This is a genomic window from Lentzea sp. NPDC005914 (genome assembly GCF_040629405.1).
Lineage (GTDB): Bacteria > Actinomycetota > Actinomycetes > Mycobacteriales > Pseudonocardiaceae > Lentzea.
The window spans coordinates 191,286-205,090 of record NZ_JBEXVQ010000010.1; the positions used below are offsets into that span (position 1 = coordinate 191,286).

Below are 13,805 nucleotides of genomic sequence, written 5' to 3' on the forward strand. Positions count from 1 at the left end.
AGGAATCACCATGGGGGACCAGTTCTCGGTACAACTGGAAAATCTGGACAAGATCGCGAACGTCCGGCTGACCGGCATGGCCGACTGCCTGCGTCAGGTGAAGGAACACCTGAACAGGGCGGTCGACGAGTCGTCCGCCGCCTTCTCCATTTCGGACCAACCGGTGTACCGCCTGTTCGAAGGTGTGGAGCGCGACTTCGGCCCCGCGGCGAACTTCCTGGGGCGTGTGCTCGACGACAACGCGGAGAACCTCGACCTCGCCGCGCAGGCGTTGCGCGAGATCGCGGAGCGCTACCGGCAGGCGGACGGTCAGCGATGAGCGCGAACGGAGATTGGCGCAACCACATCCGCGCCCAGGGAAACCACGTCATGGCCCTGATCCACGAGGAGTGCGATCAGGAGATCATCGACATGTTCCCGTACATCGAGGAGAGCATTCCGAAGGTCTTCTCGGCCTTCCAGTGCGGTGACCCCGACAGCGCGCAGTCGATGATCGACGGCCTCCAGGAGGCGAAGTGGGTGCTGGAGAAGGACCTCCGGCTGCACCTCGGCGGCGCGCAGCAGGACATGGACGGCTGGAAGATCGCGCTGGCCGTCGTCGGCGCGATCGCGGGCGTGGCCGCGGCGGCCGTGTCGGGTGGTACGTCGCTGGCGGTGGTGGGCGCGATCAGCGGATCGCTCATCTCCGGTGGCACGAGCGTGGCCAACGAGGTGATCGACGCCGACAGCGAGCTGGGTGCGTTGCTGTCGATCAACAACAACGGCCTGAGCGTCATCAGCAAGATCGACATCGAGCGCGCGAAGCTGGAGAAGGCGTTGCGGGATCTCGCGGAGTACGTCTCCGGCGCCAAACTCGCCGAGGTGAGGCCCGCTCGGCCCGTGGTGATCACGGCGCCGTCGTTCGACCCCGGCTCGTTCGGGATGACGGACGAGGCGCAGGGCAAGCACAAGAGGCCCAACGACAAGACCGACCTCGTGCCGGAACCGAAGCGCCAGGAGGACGGGCCGTACGACAAGCCGATCTTCGGCCCGGACGAGACCGATCGGTACGAGGAACAGGGGCCGTCATGAGCTCACCGCTGAACGCCGCGGAGATCAACGCCAGGGCCGCACAGGTCACCGAGCGCGCCGCGCACCTGCACACGCAAGCAGGACGACGCCGGAAGACGCTCGATGCGGCCCGTACCCAGGCCGTCAGCGTGACCGCGTCGGCGTCGGACCCGGATGGTTCGGTGAAGGCGACCGTGGACGCGGGCGGGATGCTGACCGGCCTGGTGCTCACGCCCGCCGTGCAGCAGTTGAACGTCCGGCAGCTCGCGGCACTCGTGGTGCGTGTGACGCAGGAGGCCGCCGCGCAGGCACGGGGTGCGGTGCGGCAGGTCTACTCGCCGTTGCAGAACGAGGGCGTGGTGCGGGACATGCCCGTGCTGCTGCCCGAGGTCGCACCTCCTGCCGCCGCACCCGCACCCGCGCCGGTGCGGCGTCCGGTGCAGCGGGAGGAGGACTTCTCCGGGCCGGTCATGAAGGACGAGGGCTGGTGACTCAGGCGTTGTCGATGTAGGCCTTGAGGTTGGCGAGGTTGCGTTCGGTCTCCTCCTGCAGCACCCGGTTGATCCTGCGGTGGAACAATCTCAGCAGGAACGGCGTCCGGATCTCGTTCTCGCACACCAGCAACGTGTGCTGGTCGTCGACCGCGCGGTAGCGGTTGGTGATCGTGTGGACCATTCCGCGCGCCTCGTAGCGGGAGGTGCGTTCGTCGGCGGTCGCGGCCAGCACCGTCTCCTCGAACCTGAACTTCCGGTACGTGAGGGTCGCGGTGGCGCCGGCGACGCCCGGCGTCGGGCTGTGCTGGGTGATGCCGACCAGGTCGGGCTGCCAGTGCAGGAGGTGATCGGGATCGGACGTGAGCACCCGGACCTGCTCGATCGGCTTGTCCAGCACGATCTCCTTGGTGAACCTCATCCGAGGACTTCCTTCCACGCGTCGCTGATCTGCTGTGCTCGCATGCCCGCGGCCATGAGGTCCTCCTGGGAGGCGCTGGCGATCCAGTCCTTCGCGTTGCCCTCCGGCAGCGCGCCGGTGAGGAACTCCTCCAGCGCGATGAGGCCCATCTCCCATCCCGCGCCGAGCCCCCACATCGCCGGCGACGCGTTCGGGATCAGCTCGCCGGGGACGGGGGAGTGCGACAGCGTGAGGACCGTGGAGTCGCCGTCCGGTTCGAGGCGCACGATCACCTCGGTGACGCCGCCGCCCATCTCCCAGGTCAGGCCGATCTCGGACGGCCGGTCGCAGCGGACGATCTCGCCGCCCGCGTTGCCCTCGAGCTGGTAGCGGCCGCCGATCCGCAGGTCGCCGCTGATCGGCAGGAACCAGCGGACCAGGCGTTCCGGCGTGGTGATGGCGTCCCAGACGTCCTCCCGGCCGGCCTTGTAGTGCCGCCGGACGACGAGCTTTCCGTCCTCATAGCTGCGGTCGGTCATCGTCTGCCTCCTCCTGAAGCCTGCGCTCACGCCTGCCGCGGGCCAGTTCGGTCTCGAGCGCGTCGAGGTGCGGTTCCCAGAACCGCCGGAAGTGGTCCAGCCACGTGTCGATCTCCTGCAACGGGTCCGGCGCCACGGCGTAGAGCCTTCGGGTGCCTTCGGCTCTGACCTGGACGAACCCGTTCGACCGCAACACCTTCAGGTGCTGCGAGACCGCTGACTGGGTGATTCCGAACTCGGCCTGGACCACTCCGCCGACGTCGCCGGCCGCCCGCTCACCACTCGCGAGCAGCTCCAGGATCCGCCGGCGCACCGGGTCGCCGAGTACGTCGAACGCGTGCACGACGAGCACTGTAGTAGCTGCCACTAATATTAGCCAGAGCTAAAACAAGCTGCTTGACGTGGGTATCTCGCATACCGAGACAACTCTCGCCAGCCCGTAGGATTGAGCATGTGCTGGTGATTCGCCGTGACCTGGTGGACGCGATGGTGGCCCACGCGCGCCGCGACCACCCCGACGAGGCGTGCGGGGTGATCGCAGGGCCGTTCGGGTCCGATCGCCCTGAACGCTTCATCGAGATGGAGAACGCAGAGAGGTCGCCCACGTTCTACCGGTTCGACGCCGCGGAACAGCTCAAGGTGTGGCGCGAGATGGATGCCAACGACGAGGTGCCGGTGGTCGTGTACCACTCGCACACCGCCACCGAGGCGTACCCGTCCCGCACCGACATCTCGTTCGCGGGCGAACCGGACGCCCACTACGTGCTGGTCTCCACGCGTGACCCGATCGAGCACGAGGTGCGGTCGTACCGCATCGTCGACGGTGTCGTGACCGAGGAACCGGTCAAGATCATCGAGTCCTGAGCTACGTTTCCCCGGAGGTAGAACCATCATGGCCGTCACCGTGTCGATCCCGACCATCCTGCGCACCCACACCGGGGGCGAGAAGTCGGTGTCCGCTGCCGGTACGACGCTCGCCGAGGTCATCGACGACCTGGAGAACAACCACGGCGGCCTCAAGGCCCGGCTGGTCAAGGAAGGCGCGCTGCACCGCTTCGTCAACGTCTACGTCAACGACGAGGACGTGCGCTTCGCCGGTGGGCTCACCGCCCCGGTGAAGGACGGCGACAACGTCACCATCCTCCCGGCTGTCGCGGGCGGCTGATCTCCCCATGGCCCGCTACGACTCGCTCCTGGACGCGCTCGGCGGGACACCGCTGGTGGGCCTGCCGAACCTGTCTCCGTCGGAGAACGTGCGCATCTGGGCGAAGCTCGAGGACCGCAACCCGACCGGCTCGATCAAGGACCGGCCCGCGCTGGCCATGATCGAGGCGGCGGAGCGGGACGGCATCCTGCGTCCCGGCGCCACGATCCTGGAGCCGACGTCCGGCAACACCGGCATCTCGCTCGCCATGGCCGCGAAGCTCAAGGGCTACGGCCTGGTGTGCGTGATGCCGGAGAACACCTCGACCGAGCGTCGCCAGCTGCTGCAGGCGTACGGCGCGCGCATCGTGTTCTCGCCGGCCGCCGGCGGGTCGAACCAGGCCGTCGCCGCGGCCAAGGAGCTCGCGAAGCAGAACCCGGACTGGATCATGCTCTACCAGTACGGGAACCCCGCGAACGCGGAGGCGCACTTCCGCGGCACGGGGCCGGAGATCCTCGCCGACCTGCCTTCCATCACGCACTTCGTGGCCGGTCTAGGTACGACCGGCACGCTGGTCGGAGTGGGCCGCTACCTGCGCGAGGCCAAGCCGGACGTGCAGATCATCGCCGCCGAACCCCGGTACGGCGAGCTGGTCTACGGCCTGCGCAACCTCGACGAGGGCTTCGTGCCGGAGCTGTACGACGAGTCGGTGCTGACCGGGCGGTACTCGGTCGGTTCGTACGACGCGTTGCGCCGCACCCGGCAGCTGCTGGAGTCCGAGGGAATCTTCGCCGGCATCTCGACGGGCGCGATCCTGCACGCCGCGCTGGCCGTGGCGCAGAAGGCCGAGGTCGCGGGCAAGACCGCCGACATCGTGTTCATCGTCGCCGACGCGGGGTGGAAGTACCTGTCCACGGGCGCCTACGCCGGAACCCTGGACGAGGCGGCGGCCCGGCTGGACGGCCACCTCTGGGCGTGAACCGACGATCTTGTCGGTGGTGCTGAGTACGTTATGACGCAGGGGTTCCCAGCTCGGGGGTACCCCTGCGTGAGCGTGCGCTCCCGGCACAAGCCACGCGGTGCGTGCACCGTGTCCGCTCTGTGGTCGTTGTGACGTCACGGGCAGCCCAGGCGGCCTGAACGAGGGCAACCGTGGTTGAGACGGCGTCGGGTGACGCTGGACGTGCCCGGTGACCGGTTGACCCGCTCACTGTCGCTGCCAGGGAATCAGGAAGCCTTCTCAACGGCCTCCGTCCTGGCGACTCCCAGTGCTGTCGAGGGCGATGCTGTGGAGGGCGTTCGACGCGACAGTTCGCGGTCTGCGGCAGGCCACCAGCACGGTAGAACCGTTGAAACGCAGGGGTTCCCAGCTCGGAGGCCTGCGTCAGCCAGCGAAGGCCGTTCCGGGCAGCCCGGCTCCCACCCCGGGCAGCACGAGCACGGACCCGTTCAGCTGCCTCTCCATCAACGCCTGATCCGACAAACCGACGCGCGCCGACGTGACGTAGAGGTCCGCGAAGTCCTCGCCGCCGAAGCAACAGGCGGTCGGGTTGTCGACCGGCACCTCGATCTCGCGGTCGAGCTCCCCTGAAGGCGTGTAGCGGCGAACCGCCCGCCCACCCCAGAGCGCGACCCACACGCAGCCGTCGGCGTCGACGCACAGCCCGTCCGGCCAGCCGTCGGTGTTGCCGACGTGGGTGAGCGGGCGGCGGTTCGACGGGGTGCCTGCGGCGTTGTCGAAGTCGAACACGTCGATCCGGCGGGTCGGGGTGTCGATGTAGTACATGAGCCTCCCGTCGGGGCTCCAGCCGACGCCGTTGCTCGTGTTCACCTTGTCCACCATGACCTTCGCCGAGCCCTCACCGGTGATCCTGGCGAGCCAGCCCTCGTCGGCGGCCTGGTCGTAGCGCATCGTGCCGGCCCACAGCCGGCCCGACGGGTCGATGCCCGCGTCGTTGCCGCGCACGCCCTCGCGCGCCCAGTAGACGAGCCAGGACTTGGTGCCGTCGCGGTCGATCAGGGCGATGCCGTCGCGCAGGTTGCAGACGATGCCGCCCATCGCGCGCGGCTTGGCGGCGCCCACGTGCTGGGGCACCACGAGCACGGCGTCGTCGTCCCGCGCGGGTGCGTAGCGGTGGACCTCGGACGCCAGGATGTCCACCCACAGCAAGGTGGAGCTGCTGTGGTCCCACGTCGGCCCCTCGCCGAGCTGGGCCGATGCGCGCACCGCTACTTCAATCGCCACCCGATCACTCTATGGCCACGTACTCTGAACCAGTGGACCGCACCGCCCTCGCGAAACGAGTCATTCCGCCGCATCCCGTGCTGTCGTTGCTCGTCGTGGCCGGGTTCGTCGGCTTCCTCTACGTGGTCGAGGCCTTCGACGTGGCGACCGGCAACTCGCTGGAGGACGACGGCGTGCGGCCGCGCGACTTCAGCCAGTGGGACAACCTGATCTGGATGCCGTTGATCCACGGCGACTGGAGCCACCTCACCGGCAACGCGGTTCCGTTGCTGCTGCTGGGGTTCCTCGCCACCTCGGGCGGGCTGAAGCAGTTCTTCCAGGTCACCGTGGTCATCTGGCTCAGCTCGACGCTGGGCGTGTGGGTGTTCGGCAGCCCCGGCAGCCACATCGGCGCGTCCGGGCTGGTGTTCGGGTTCCTCGCGTTCCTGCTGGTGCGCGGGATCTTCGCCAGGTCGTGGCTGCAACTGGTGATCGCGGTCGGCGTGTTCGCGTTGTACGGCGCGGCTTTGTGGGGTGTGCTGCCCGGCCAGCCGGGCGTGTCGTGGGAAGGCCACCTGTTCGGCGCGGTCGGTGGAGTGCTGGCCGCGTGGGGTGTGTCTCGTGACAACAACCGCCGTACTGCCGCACCGGCTACATTCACGGCGTGACGATCGGGATCATGGACTCGGGCGTCGGCGGCCTGACGGTCGCCCGCGCGATCATGGACCAGCTGCCGGGCGAGTCGATCCACTACATCGGCGACACGGCGCACGGTCCTTATGGGCCACTACCGATCGCACAGGCGCGCAAGCACGCGCTGGAGGTGTGCGACCGGCTGGTCGACGAGGGCTCGAAGATGCTCGTGATCGCGTGCAACACCGCGTCCGCCGCGTGCTTCCGCGACGCCCGTGAGCGCTACAACGTGCCGGTGGTCGAGGTCATCCTCCCCGCGGTGCGCCGTGCGGTCCGCACCACCCACAACGACCGCATCGGCGTCATCGCCACGGTCGGCACGATCAACTCGCACGCGTACCAGGACGCGTTCCAGGCGGCGCGCGACGTGACGGTGACGGCGGCGGCGTGCCCCCGGTTCGTGGACTTCGTCGAGCGCGGCATCACCTCCGGGCGGCAGGTCCTCGGGCTGGCGCAGGCGTACCTGGAGCCGTTGCAGCGCGCCGAGGTCGACACGGTGGTCCTGGGCTGCACGCACTACCCGTTGCTGACCGGCGTGATCCAGATCGTCATGGGCGAGTCGGTGACGCTGGTGTCGAGCGCCGAGGAGACGGTGAAGGACGTCGTGCGGTTGCTGACCGAGCGCGACGAGTTCGCCTCCGAACCGCCCGTCCATCGGGTGACGTGCACTGGTCCACCCGAGCGGTTCGCGAAGCTGGCGGCCCGGTTCCTGCCTACCTTCGAACAATGGGGCTGATGTGCTGCTGACCGTGCTGGGCTGCTCCGGCAGCATTCCCGGACCCGGCGCGGCGGCGTCCGGGTATCTCGTGGAGGCCGACGGGTTCACGCTGGCGCTGGAGTTCGGCAACGGGGTGCTGTCGCGGTTCCAGGAAGAGCGCTCGCTGTTCTCGATGGACGCGCTGGTGCTCTCGCACCTGCATCCTGACCACTGCATCGACGTGTCGTCCTTGTACGTGGCACGGAAGTACCACCCGTTGCCGCCGTCTGGGCCGTTGCCTGTCTACGCACCTGCTGAGGCGCACTCGCGTTTCGTGGCGGCCTACGCCCCCAACGAGGCCGAGCGGTCGTCGTTGGACTTCAGCGATGTCTTCTCCTTTCGCGAGCTGGGTTCTCCTGTCCGGATAGGACCGTTCACTGTGGACTCCGCTGTGGTCGCACATCCCTGTGAGACCTACGGGTTCCGGATCTCGTGCGGTGGCGTGTCGCTGGCCTACACCGGGGACAGCGGGCCCTGCGCGGCGCTGGACTCACTGGCCTCGGGTGTCGACGTGCTGCTGAGCGAGGCGAGCTGGACGCACGCGCCGGACCGTCAGCCGGGCCTGCACATGTCCGGGCGTGAGGCGGGGGAGCTGGCGTCGCGGTCGGGTGCCCGGCGGCTGCTGATCACGCACGTGCCGCCGTGGACCTCGCGCGACGACGTGCTGGAAGAGGCCAAGGCCGCGTTCGACGGGCCGTGTGAACTGGTCGTGCAGGGCGGTCGCTACGAGGTGGGGGAGAACTGATGATCGAGCTTGAGAGAGTCGGCGAGCACGAGTTCGTCGCGTCCAACGGGCGTGGCGCGTCCGTGCGGATCGGCCGCAAGGGGCAGGAGGGCTCGTTCAGCCCGGTCGAGCTCCTCGTGGCGGCCGCCGCGGGCTGCGCGCTGGTGACCTCGGAGACGCTGATCCTGCGCCGCACGGGCGGTGAGTCGTTGTCGGCGGTCGCGGACGCCGTTCAGTCCGAGAGCGGCAACGAGGTGATCTCCATCCCGGTGACGCTCTCGTACGACCTGTCCGCAGTGGACGACCCGGAGGCGCTCGAAACCGTCGTCCGTCGCGCCGTGGAGCAGTTCTGCACGGTCACGCGGACGTTGAAGCAGACGGCGACGGCGCCCCTTCAGCTCCCCACGCCGCTCCAGACCACCTCCGACCCGCTGTGACCGGTGCGCACGGTCTGCCACACGGTGCCGACCGCGAGCACGACCACCAGCACCGACACGACGACTGAGATCACCCGCCACGTCTTCGTGGTGGGTGCCTCCGCCTGGCGCTCCCGGTCCGCGAGCCGTCCGGCCACCAGCAGCGCGATGACCGCGACACCGAACCCGAGCGCGATCGGCAGCAGCATCGTGCCGAGGTCGGCGTGCGTCTGGATGGCGGGATTGGGTCCGACCTTGTTCTCGAGCGAGGCCATGAGGTCCTCACCCGCCTGCTTGGCCATCGGAACAGCCGCGACACCGGCCAGCGTGACCCCGAGAACAGGCCACGCGTACCGCCGCCGCCAGCCCGGGACCAGCGCAATCGCGACCGAGCTCAGCGCCGCGAGGGGCAGCAGCACGACCACCGCGTGCACCAGCAACGGGTGAAGCGGAATACCGTCGATCGTCAGCATGTCTCTCCCTACGCCATGGCGCTCCGCAGGGTTCATTAGGGTAGGCCGCGTGGTGCGAAGCGACGGCCGAAATGATGACGTGTTGCGTGACATCCGGATCACGCGTGGATATCAGACCTGGCCCGCGGGCTCGGTCCTGATCGAGTTCGGGAACACCCGCGTGCTGTGCGCCGCGAGTGTCACCGAAGGCGTGCCCCGGTGGCGTTCGGGCTCGGGCCTCGGCTGGGTGACCGCCGAGTACGCGATGCTCCCGTCCGCCACGCACACCCGCAGCGACCGCGAGTCCGTGAAGGGCCGCATCGGCGGCCGCACCCACGAGATCTCGCGCCTGATCGGGCGCTCACTGCGGGCTTGCATTGACTTGGCGTCGTTGGGCGAGAACACCATCGTCATCGACTGCGACGTCATCCAGGCCGACGGCGGCACCCGCACGGCGGCGATCACCGGCGCCTACGTGGCTCTGGCCGACGCGGTGACCTATCTGGGTGCCGCGGGCCGTCTGGCTGACCCTTCGCCGCTGTCGTGCGCGGTGTCCGCCGTGTCCGTGGGTGTCGTGGACGGCCGGGTTCGGCTCGACCTGCCGTACGAGGAGGACTCGCGGGCCGAGGTCGACATGAACGTCGTCGCCACCGACGCCGGCACGCTGATCGAGGTCCAGGGCACCGGCGAGGGCGCGACGTTCGCCCGGTCCACTCTGGACCGCATGCTGGACGTGGCGCTTCTGGGCTGCGCCGAACTGAATCGCATCCAGGCCGCCGCGCTGGCCGAGCCCTACCCCGGCGTGCTGCCGGAGCCCAAGGCGAGCAGGCGATGAAGCTCCTGCTGGCGTCGCGCAACGCGAAGAAGCTGCGCGAGCTGCAGCGCATCGTGGCCGCGGAGGGCTTGGACGGCATCGAGGTGCTGTCCTTGTCGGACGTGCCCTCGTTTCCCGAAGCTCCCGAGACCGCGCCGGACTTCGAGGGCAACGCGGTGGCCAAGGCCCGTGACGCCGCTCTGGCGACAGGGCTCGTGTCCATCGCGGACGACTCCGGGCTGGCCGTGGACGAGCTGAACGGCATGCCCGGCGTGCTGTCCGCCCGGTGGTCCGGCCGTCATGGTGACGACGACGCCAACCTGGATCTGCTGCTGGGCCAGCTCGGCGATGTGCCGGACGAGCGCCGTGGTGCGGCGTTCGTGTCTGTGGTCGCTCTCGTCGTGCCTGGCGGCGAAGAGGTCGTGGTGCGCGGCGAGTGGCGTGGCACGTTGCTGCGGGCTCGGCGCGGGACCAACGGGTTCGGTTACGACCCGATCTTCGTGCCCGAGGGGTACGAGATCACGTCGGCCGAGATGACGGCGGAGCAGAAGGACGCGGAGTCGCACCGCGGCCGCGCCCTCAAGCTCCTGGTCCCGTACCTGCGCAAACTGGCTTAGTCCCAACTAATCCTCACGTCGGGGTCGAGTTCATCGACCCCGACATAGGTGCTGCCCCGATCCAACGACAGCTGCAGCTGTGTGGAACGCAACGGCGTCAGGTCGATCGGGGCGTGGCCCATGAGAGCGAGCTTCGCCAGTCCCGGTGCGGCCGGAATGGTGCTCAGGTCCTTCCAATCCCAGCACCCCAGCATGCGCAGGCGCTTCATGTTCTCGATCGCGCTGAGTGCGTCACCGTTTCCGACACTGCTAAGCCACAGGCTGGTCAGCGACCGCCCGCGCAGGAAATCGAGATCGTCCCAGGGCTCGTCCTGGAGCAGGACGATCGAGTTCCCGACGGGTGGCAGTTGGCCGGTGTTCGTGAAACGCCGGCTGCCGTACAGGAAGAGCCCTTGCAGCTCCGCCACTGCGTGGAGCGGACTCAGGTCCGCGTCACCCCGGACAACGGCGGTGAGCTGGCGCAGGTGTTCCGCACCTGCCACAAACCGCAAGTCGGTTTGTTCTTCCTCGTAGCCGAGGTCGACTTCCGTGCCAACCAGGTGACGGAGCAACGGCAGGTGCGGGATCAGCCTGGTGGACTTGATCCTGGCGCAGCCCTGGTCAAGAGGAGCGTCCGCCAGGACCTCCTCCGCGTAACGCTGGGGGTCGAAGGTGAGCCACGCCTCGAGCAGCGCTTGTTGCACTTCCCGTCGTGGATCACGCGCGTACTCTGCGAGCCGGGTCATGGACTCGCGAGACCCCGTCAGCGTCGCGCTGCGCACGGTGGCCACCGCGACAGCGTCGGACAGCCCGTCCAGGCTGGTCGGGAGGTAGCGGAGCACGCGGTGGCCGATGGTGGCCAGCGACGTGGTCTCCTTCTTGCTGCGGGGCGGTACCAGCTTGTCCCTGATGATCGCGTCGATTCGGTCGTGCACCTCGGCATCGACGTCACTAACGGTCTCCAGGCACGCAGCGGCCAGCAGCCGCAGTCGCCGAGCCCTGCGCGGCTCCCGATCGGCGCGGTCGAGCACGTCGGTCAGCAGTTCGTTCACCTGAGCGCGTTGGCCGTGTCCACAGGCGAGCACGATCGTTTGAGTCCAGGAGTCCTGGTGCGCATGGGCGACGAGCGTCTCGACCTGTCCGTCCTGCATCGCCTCCTCGCCCGCCAGGTACTCCTGAAATGTCCGGTGCACGAAGTCGACCTGGCCGGGTAGAGGTTCACGGATCACGCCGCTGCGTTCGAGCAGGTTCGTGACGATGGTGTTCGGCTCGTTGTCCACACTGGGTATCGAACGGATCTTGCGCGATACGTGTTCGTGCACCTTGGAGGTCGGCAGCTGGCTGCGTCCACCCAGAGTCAGTCGCCAGGCGAGGTCCCGCAGTAGCACGGTCTTCTCCGAGGTGGTCAGGATCCGGGCGATTCCGCGTTCGGCGTCACGGAGGTCGAGCAGCATGGTCAGCGCTGCCGCGTACAGCTCCATGCGGCTCTGCGGCAGCTCGGAGACCCTTCCGAGGTTGAGCGCGCACAACATCGCGCACAGCAGCGGCGAGGAAGCCAGGGAGCGCAGGTGTTCGCGGCTGTCGAGCTGGGTGACCAGCCGTCTTTGGGCTTCCTCCGGGGCGCCGGCGGCCTCGTGCCAGCGCTGGAGGAACACCTTCACGTCACTCGGGCTCATCTGCTCCAGCTCGACTGACGAGAAGCCCGTCTCTGCCAACCACTTCTCGTCGGTCGCGGCCGGACGGGCGGTCACCACGACCTTGGCTTCGGGGAAAGCGCTCACCAGCCCATGCAGCCATTCACGAACGCTGTGGCGTTTTGCCGGGGGCACCTCGTCCACACCGTCCACCAGCAGCAGGCCGTTGCCCGCCCGCAGCACGCGGTGGACCCATCCCGCGGGCATGATCCCGCCCAGTAGCCCGCTGACGAACTCCTCGGGCTTGGTCGGCAGTGGCGAGTCGGCGTGGGCACGCAGCCGGATCGGAAATGGGACCAGTCCGTTCCACGCCTGGAGTTCACCGACGAACTGACCCTTGGCTGCCGTGACCGCGAGCCAGTCGAGCAACGTGGTTTTGCCCGAACCCGCGTCACCGCGGACCAGGGTGCGGTTGCCCAGAGCCGACTCCACTCGCACACCCGAGTGCGCCTGATGGTTGGTCTCCCCGAACCACCCGTGTCGTGGAAGTTCCTGGCCTGACACCGTGAGGCTCAGGTAGGCGACGCTCAGAGCCAGGCGTGGGCGGTCCTTCATGGACAGGCCCAGGAGTTCCAGGCGGTCCAGGGTGGCGGCGATGTAGCGGAGGTATTCGTCGCGGAACTCGTCGTCGTTGTCGGTGCCTTGTGGGGCGTACAAAGACGTACGGGGGAGGCGGGACAGGATGTCGTCGAGGAGCGCGGTTTGGGCCGTGGCCCGGGAGAGGACTTCGGCGAGAGCGCGGGGTTGGAAGGACGGCAGGTGCCTGAGGATTTGAACCAGGTAGCGGCAGGACTGGTCCAAGGCCGCGTCGTAACAGCGGCCCAGGTCTGGGCGGGGGAGTGAGCGGCGGATGCGTTGGGCGAGGACTTCCGAGTCGGCGTCGTCGGCGAGCAGCGCGGGATCGGACAGGTCGATGGTCGACAGTGCCGCCTCCACAGCAGACGCGGCGGCGGCGATCTCGTCGGCGGTGAAGCGTTCCAGGACGGCTTCCAGTTGTTCGGTCACCTGGTGGCCGATGTGCTGGACCAGGGTGTCGAGCTTGGCTCGTTGGGTGGGCTTGGACAGTTCCAGGGCCGCTAGCTCGGACAGCGGCAGGGTTCGCGTGTCCGGAGTGGCCAGCCATTCGGTGGCGGCGCGTAGAGCTACCGACTGGCCCAGCTTGGAGACTGCGACGATTTCTAAGCCCACCCAAACGAGGTTAAACGGTCGCGTGGGCGTGTGAGGCTACGGACACGACGCAGACGCCGGCGGCGATCAGGGCCATGCCGCAGAGCATCGCGAGGTTGAGGGGATCGGCGAACAGCACGCGGCTCGTGACGGCGACCAGCGCGATGCCCGCGCCCGCCCAGATCGCGTAGGTGATGGCGACGGGCACACCCATCCGGATCACCTGCGATTCCAGGTAGAGAGCGGTGAGGAAACCCGCTCCCAAACCCATCACCGGCCACGGTTTTGTGAAGCCGTCGGAGTACTTCAGACAAAGGGTCGCGAAAACCTCCGCGCCCACGGCGACGGCGAGCAGCATCCACTTGAGCATTGAATTTTCCCAGCACGAAATGCACGCGGCGCTAGGCGCGTGTTTGTGTACGAACGGACGACGGGGCTTATAAGCCCAGGTCAACCGCCTCGCGTGGGAAAGTGGACGCGCAAGACGAAATCAGACGGGATGTCGGGGCCGCGAGGTGCCGTCAAGCGACACACGGTGTATCACCCTCGCCGGAACAAGGGGCGGCATTTGTTGCACGCCCTCGAACCGACCATACCCGAAGAAGGCGCCGCCGCCGCAAGTTCCGCGGCGGCGGCGTCACATC

The 13,805-nt window shown here is 68.2% G+C and carries 19 protein-coding genes; 12 read left to right on the top strand and 7 right to left on the bottom strand.

All coding sequences use genetic code 11. The features are described 5' to 3' along the window. Positions 1–10: 10 nt before the first annotated feature. From ABZ345_RS17175 to ABZ345_RS17185, 3 genes are read left to right on the top strand one after another with little or no spacing between them, the layout of a single operon-like run. Positions 11–319 carry a hypothetical protein gene (locus ABZ345_RS17175; protein WP_359848897.1) on the top strand — a complete coding sequence of 103 codons (309 nt, stop codon included), beginning with the start codon at positions 11–13 and terminating at the stop codon, positions 317–319. Then, entirely contained in the window at positions 316–1,071 is a 756-nt protein-coding gene (locus ABZ345_RS17180) for a hypothetical protein (RefSeq protein WP_359848900.1), read from the top strand. The genes ABZ345_RS17175 and ABZ345_RS17180 overlap by 4 nt, the downstream gene beginning before the upstream one ends. Beyond that, a complete protein-coding gene (locus ABZ345_RS17185) occupies positions 1,068–1,541 on the top strand; it encodes a YbaB/EbfC family nucleoid-associated protein (RefSeq protein ID WP_359848902.1) in 474 nt (157 codons plus the stop codon). Before ABZ345_RS17180 ends, ABZ345_RS17185 begins: the two co-directional genes overlap by 4 nt. Before the next feature lies 1 nt (position 1,542). On the opposite strand, the gene ABZ345_RS17190 is transcribed toward ABZ345_RS17185, so the two are convergent. Genes ABZ345_RS17190 through ABZ345_RS17200 form a run of 3 tightly spaced genes read right to left on the bottom strand, consistent with a single transcriptional unit; the run spans position 1,543 to position 2,823 of the window. Then, the gene (locus tag ABZ345_RS17190; protein WP_359848905.1) at positions 1,543–1,962 is read right to left on the bottom strand and encodes an SRPBCC family protein; all 420 of its coding nucleotides are present in this window, start codon (positions 1,960–1,962) and stop codon (positions 1,543–1,545) included. Next, entirely contained in the window at positions 1,959–2,480 is a 522-nt protein-coding gene (locus ABZ345_RS17195; RefSeq protein ID WP_359848908.1) for an SRPBCC family protein, read from the bottom strand. The genes ABZ345_RS17190 and ABZ345_RS17195 overlap by 4 nt, the downstream gene beginning before the upstream one ends. Then, complete coding sequence (locus tag ABZ345_RS17200; RefSeq protein WP_359848911.1) at positions 2,461–2,823, bottom strand: metalloregulator ArsR/SmtB family transcription factor; 363 nt, start codon at positions 2,821–2,823, stop codon at positions 2,461–2,463. Before ABZ345_RS17200 ends, ABZ345_RS17195 begins: the two co-directional genes overlap by 20 nt. 110 nt (positions 2,824–2,933) lie before the next feature. On the opposite strand from ABZ345_RS17200, the gene ABZ345_RS17205 reads away from it, so the two are divergent. From ABZ345_RS17205 to ABZ345_RS17215, 3 genes are read left to right on the top strand one after another with little or no spacing between them, the layout of a single operon-like run. After that, positions 2,934–3,344, top strand: a complete 411-nt coding sequence (locus tag ABZ345_RS17205) for a M67 family metallopeptidase (protein ID WP_359848914.1) — start codon at positions 2,934–2,936, stop codon at positions 3,342–3,344. A gap of 28 nt (positions 3,345–3,372) precedes the next feature. Further along, the gene (locus ABZ345_RS17210) at positions 3,373–3,645 is read left to right on the top strand and encodes a MoaD/ThiS family protein (protein WP_355567418.1); all 273 of its coding nucleotides are present in this window, start codon (positions 3,373–3,375) and stop codon (positions 3,643–3,645) included. A 7-nt stretch (positions 3,646–3,652) separates the two neighbouring features. Then, positions 3,653–4,603, top strand: a complete 951-nt coding sequence (locus ABZ345_RS17215; RefSeq protein WP_359848918.1) for a cysteine synthase — start codon at positions 3,653–3,655, stop codon at positions 4,601–4,603. A 405-nt stretch (positions 4,604–5,008) separates the two neighbouring features. Here the strand turns inward: ABZ345_RS17215 and ABZ345_RS17220 are convergent, their stop codons facing one another. Next, a complete protein-coding gene (locus tag ABZ345_RS17220; protein WP_359848921.1) occupies positions 5,009–5,869 on the bottom strand; it encodes an SMP-30/gluconolactonase/LRE family protein in 861 nt (286 codons plus the stop codon). A gap of 32 nt (positions 5,870–5,901) precedes the next feature. Here ABZ345_RS17220 and ABZ345_RS17225 point away from each other — a divergent pair, with 32 nt between their 5' ends. Genes ABZ345_RS17225 through ABZ345_RS17240 form a run of 4 tightly spaced genes read left to right on the top strand, consistent with a single transcriptional unit; the run spans position 5,902 to position 8,459 of the window. After that, positions 5,902–6,516 carry a rhomboid family intramembrane serine protease gene (locus tag ABZ345_RS17225; protein ID WP_359848924.1) on the top strand — a complete coding sequence of 205 codons (615 nt, stop codon included), beginning with the start codon at positions 5,902–5,904 and terminating at the stop codon, positions 6,514–6,516. A gap of 11 nt (positions 6,517–6,527) precedes the next feature. Next, positions 6,528–7,277 (top strand): glutamate racemase, encoded by a 750-nt coding sequence (gene murI / locus ABZ345_RS17230; protein ID WP_359849090.1) that lies wholly within the window; start codon positions 6,528–6,530, stop codon positions 7,275–7,277. A gap of 1 nt (position 7,278) precedes the next feature. Further along, positions 7,279–8,043, top strand: coding sequence for an MBL fold metallo-hydrolase (locus tag ABZ345_RS17235; protein WP_359848927.1), 765 nt, complete (start codon positions 7,279–7,281; stop codon positions 8,041–8,043). Beyond that, complete coding sequence (locus ABZ345_RS17240) at positions 8,043–8,459, top strand: OsmC family protein (RefSeq protein ID WP_359848930.1); 417 nt, start codon at positions 8,043–8,045, stop codon at positions 8,457–8,459. The genes ABZ345_RS17235 and ABZ345_RS17240 overlap by 1 nt, the downstream gene beginning before the upstream one ends. On the opposite strand, the gene ABZ345_RS17245 is transcribed toward ABZ345_RS17240, so the two are convergent. Beyond that, a complete protein-coding gene (locus ABZ345_RS17245; RefSeq protein WP_359848933.1) occupies positions 8,417–8,911 on the bottom strand; it encodes a DUF2231 domain-containing protein in 495 nt (164 codons plus the stop codon). The two genes, ABZ345_RS17240 and ABZ345_RS17245, sit on opposite strands and share 43 nt — an antisense overlap. A gap of 49 nt (positions 8,912–8,960) precedes the next feature. Between ABZ345_RS17245 and rph the strand changes: the two genes are divergently transcribed. After that, positions 8,961–9,725 carry a ribonuclease PH gene (gene rph, locus ABZ345_RS17250; protein WP_359848936.1) on the top strand — a complete coding sequence of 255 codons (765 nt, stop codon included), beginning with the start codon at positions 8,961–8,963 and terminating at the stop codon, positions 9,723–9,725. Then, on the top strand, positions 9,722–10,321 hold the full coding sequence (gene rdgB, locus ABZ345_RS17255) for an RdgB/HAM1 family non-canonical purine NTP pyrophosphatase (protein ID WP_359848939.1): 600 nt from the start codon (positions 9,722–9,724) through the stop codon (positions 10,319–10,321). Before rph ends, rdgB begins: the two co-directional genes overlap by 4 nt. On the opposite strand, the gene ABZ345_RS17260 is transcribed toward rdgB, so the two are convergent. Next, positions 10,318–13,182: an NACHT domain-containing protein gene (locus ABZ345_RS17260; RefSeq protein ID WP_359848942.1), complete on the bottom strand. Its 2,865-nt coding sequence runs from the start codon at positions 13,180–13,182 to the stop codon at positions 10,318–10,320. The genes rdgB and ABZ345_RS17260 overlap by 4 nt on opposite strands. Before the next feature lie 10 nt (positions 13,183–13,192). Then, a complete protein-coding gene (locus ABZ345_RS17265; protein WP_359848945.1) occupies positions 13,193–13,531 on the bottom strand; it encodes a multidrug efflux SMR transporter in 339 nt (112 codons plus the stop codon). Positions 13,532–13,805: the final 274 nt, after the last annotated feature.

Bases quoted from the DNA above. Each gene is read 5' to 3' on its own strand.
- ABZ345_RS17175 (WP_359848897.1), top strand. From the start codon at position 11: ATGGGGGACCAGTTCTCGGTACAACTGGAAAATCTGGACAAGATCGCG.
- ABZ345_RS17180 (WP_359848900.1), top strand. From the start codon at position 316: ATGAGCGCGAACGGAGATTGGCGCAACCACATCCGCGCCCAGGGAAAC.
- ABZ345_RS17185 (WP_359848902.1), top strand. From the start codon at position 1,068: ATGAGCTCACCGCTGAACGCCGCGGAGATCAACGCCAGGGCCGCACAG.
- ABZ345_RS17190 (WP_359848905.1), bottom strand. From the start codon at position 1,962: ATGAGGTTCACCAAGGAGATCGTGCTGGACAAGCCGATCGAGCAGGTC.
- ABZ345_RS17195 (WP_359848908.1), bottom strand. From the start codon at position 2,480: ATGACCGACCGCAGCTATGAGGACGGAAAGCTCGTCGTCCGGCGGCAC.
- ABZ345_RS17210 (WP_355567418.1), top strand. From the start codon at position 3,373: ATGGCCGTCACCGTGTCGATCCCGACCATCCTGCGCACCCACACCGGG.
- ABZ345_RS17215 (WP_359848918.1), top strand. From the start codon at position 3,653: ATGGCCCGCTACGACTCGCTCCTGGACGCGCTCGGCGGGACACCGCTG.
- murI (WP_359849090.1), top strand. From the start codon at position 6,528: ATGGACTCGGGCGTCGGCGGCCTGACGGTCGCCCGCGCGATCATGGAC.
- ABZ345_RS17240 (WP_359848930.1), top strand. From the start codon at position 8,043: ATGATCGAGCTTGAGAGAGTCGGCGAGCACGAGTTCGTCGCGTCCAAC.
- ABZ345_RS17245 (WP_359848933.1), bottom strand. From the start codon at position 8,911: ATGCTGACGATCGACGGTATTCCGCTTCACCCGTTGCTGGTGCACGCG.
- rdgB (WP_359848939.1), top strand. From the start codon at position 9,722: ATGAAGCTCCTGCTGGCGTCGCGCAACGCGAAGAAGCTGCGCGAGCTG.
- ABZ345_RS17265 (WP_359848945.1), bottom strand. From the start codon at position 13,531: ATGCTCAAGTGGATGCTGCTCGCCGTCGCCGTGGGCGCGGAGGTTTTC.